Below are 3,004 nucleotides of genomic sequence, written 5' to 3' on the forward strand. Positions count from 1 at the left end.
TAGACTAGATCAAAGCCTCGACCGATTAGTATCATTCAGCTCCACGTGTCGCCACGCTTCCACCCATGACCTATCTACCTCATCGTCTCTGAGGGGTCTTTCTTGATTGCTCAAAGGGAAATCTCATCTCGGAGGGGGCTTCATGCTTAGATGCTTTCAGCACTTATCCCGTCCGCACGTAGCTACCCAGCGGTGCTCCTGGCGGAACAACTGGTACACCAGCGGTGCGTCCATCCCGGTCCTCTCGTACTAAGGACAGCTCTCCTCAAATTTCCTACGCCCACGACGGATAGGGACCGAACTGTCTCACGACGTTCTGAACCCAGCTCGCGTACCGCTTTAATGGGCGAACAGCCCAACCCTTGGGACCTACTCCAGCCCCAGGATGCGATGAGCCGACATCGAGGTGCCAAACCTCCCCGTCGATGTGGACTCTTGGGGGAGATCAGCCTGTTATCCCCAGGGTAGCTTTTATCCGTTGAGCGATGGCCCTTCCATGCGGAACCACCGGATCACTAAGCCCGACTTTCGTCCCTGCTCGACTTGTAGGTCTCGCAGTCAAGCTCCCTTCTGCCTTTGCACTCTTCGAATGATTTCCAACCATTCTGAGGGAACCTTTGGGCGCCTCCGTTACTGTTTAGGAGGCGACCGCCCCAGTCAAACTACCCGCCTGACACGGTCCTCCAGCCGGATCACGGCTGCGAGTTAGAGACTCTATACGCAAAGGGTGGTATCCCAAGGGTGTCTCCACCGAAGCTGGCGCTCCGGCTTCACAGACTCCCACCTATCCTGTACATCGCGTACAAAGCCTCAATATCAGGCTGTAGTAAAGCTCCATGGGGTCTTTCCGTCCTGTCGCGGGTAACCTGCATCTTCACAGGTACTATGATTTCACCGGGTCTCTCGTTGAGACAGTGCCCAAATCGTTACGCCTTTCGTGCGGGTCGGAACTTACCCGACAAGGAATTTCGCTACCTTAGGACCGTTATAGTTACGGCCGCCGTTTACTGGGGCTTCGGTTCAGTGCTTCTCTTGCGATGACACATCCCCTTAACCTTCCAGCACCGGGCAGGCGTCAGCCCCTATACTTCATCTTGCGATTTAGCAGAGACCTGTGTTTTTGCTAAACAGTCGTTTGGGCCTATTCACTGCGGCTTATGTTGCCATAAGCGTCCCTTCTCCCGAAGTTACGGGACCATTTTGCCGAGTTCCTTAACGAGAGTTATCCCGCGCGTCTTAGAATTCTCATCTCGCCTACCTGTGTCGGTTTGCGGTACTGGCGCCGACCTCCTCACTAGAGGCTTTTCTTGGCAGCGTGAAATCCGGTGCTTCGCCCTACGGGCTCCACGTCACAGCTCAACCTTGGTGCCGGGCGGATTTGCCAACCCGACGGCCTCGCTGCTTGTCCGTGCACTTCCAGTCGCACGGTCACCTTATCCTTCTGCGTCCCCCCATCGTTCAAACGGTGGTACGGCGGTACAGGAATATCGACCTGTTGTCCATCGCCTACGCCTTTCGGCCTCGGCTTAGGTCCAGACTAACCCTGAGCGGACGAGCCTTCCTCAGGAAACCTTAGGCTTTCGACGGAGGGGATTCTCACCCCTCTTTTCGCTACTCACACCGGCATTCTCACTTCCAAGCGCTCCACGGCTCCTCACGATACCGCTTCACTGCTGCTTGGAACGCTCTCCTACCATCCCTTACGGGATCCATAGCTTCGGTGGTATGTTTAGCCCCGTTACATTTTCGGCGCGGCGCCACTCGACTAGTGAGCTATTACGCACTCTTTGAATGGTGGCTGCTTCTAAGCCAACATCCTAGTTGTCTGTGCAGCGCCACATCCTTTTCCACTTAACATACACTTGGGGACCTTAGCTGATGGTCTGGGCTGTTTCCCTCTCGACTACGGATCTTATCACTCGCAGTCTGACTCCCGAGTACAAGTTGCCGGCATTCGGAGTTTGACTGAATTCGGTAACCCTGTGGGGGCCCCTAGTCCAATCAGTGCTCTACCTCCGGAACTCTTCACCTCGAGGCTAGCCCTAAAGCTATTTCGGAGAGAACCAGCTATCTCCAGGTTCGATTGGCATTTCACCGCTACCCACACCTCATCCCCGCACTTTTCAACGTGCGTGGGTTCGGACCTCCAGTCAGTGTTACCTGACCTTCATCCTGGACATGGGTAGATCACCTGGTTTCGGGTCTACGACGACGGACTGATGCGCCCTGTTCAGACTCGCTTTCGCTGCGGCTCCGCCTCATCGGCTTAACCTCGCCCGCCATCGTAACTCGCCGGTTCATTCTACAAAAGGCACGCCATCACCCGTGAACGGGCTCTGACTACTTGTAGGCATACGGTTTCAGGATCTCTTTCACTCCCCTTCCGGGGTGCTTTTCACCTTTCCCTCACGGTACTGGTTCACTATCGGTCACTAGGAAGTATTTAGCCTTGGGAGATGGTCCTCCCGGATTCCGACGGGGTTTCACGTGTCCCGCCGTACTCAGGATCCACTCTGGAGGGGATGGGGTTTCGGCTACAGGGCCGTCACCTTCTCTGGCCGACCTTTCCAGGTCGTTCACCTACCCTATCCCTTTGTAACTCCGTGTAGAGTGTCCTACAACCCCAGGAAGCATGCTTCCTGGTTTGGGCTGTTCCCGTTTCGCTCGCCGCTACTCAGGGAATCGAATTTTCTTTCTCTTCCTCCGGGTACTTAGATGTTTCAGTTCCCCGGGTATGCCTCACTCCGTGCTATGGATTCACACGGGTGTCCCGCCAGTCTCCCGGCGGTGGGTTCCCCCATTCGGAAATCTCTGGATCAATGTGTACTTACCACTCCCCAGAGCATATCGCTGTTCGTCGCGTCCTTCATCGGCTCCTAGTGCCAAGGCATCCACCGTACGCCCTTTCTACCTTGATCTAGCGTCTAAGACACACGGTCCATTGCGGACCATATGTGAAATTGGTTTTTGATGTCTTGATGAATCTTCAGTTTTCAAGGAACAA

1 rRNA gene is annotated in these 3,004 nt (G+C 55.1%); it reads right to left on the reverse strand.

Annotated features, from left to right (window positions below):
- Positions 1-5 precede the first annotated feature (5 nt).
- Positions 6-2,918: ribosomal RNA gene (locus KNP03_RS13350) — 23S ribosomal RNA — on the reverse strand.
- Positions 2,919-3,004: the final 86 nt, after the last annotated feature.

It is taken from the genome of Exiguobacterium algae (genome assembly GCF_018617875.1).
GTDB classification, from domain to species: domain Bacteria; phylum Bacillota; class Bacilli; order Exiguobacteriales; family Exiguobacteriaceae; genus Exiguobacterium; species Exiguobacterium algae.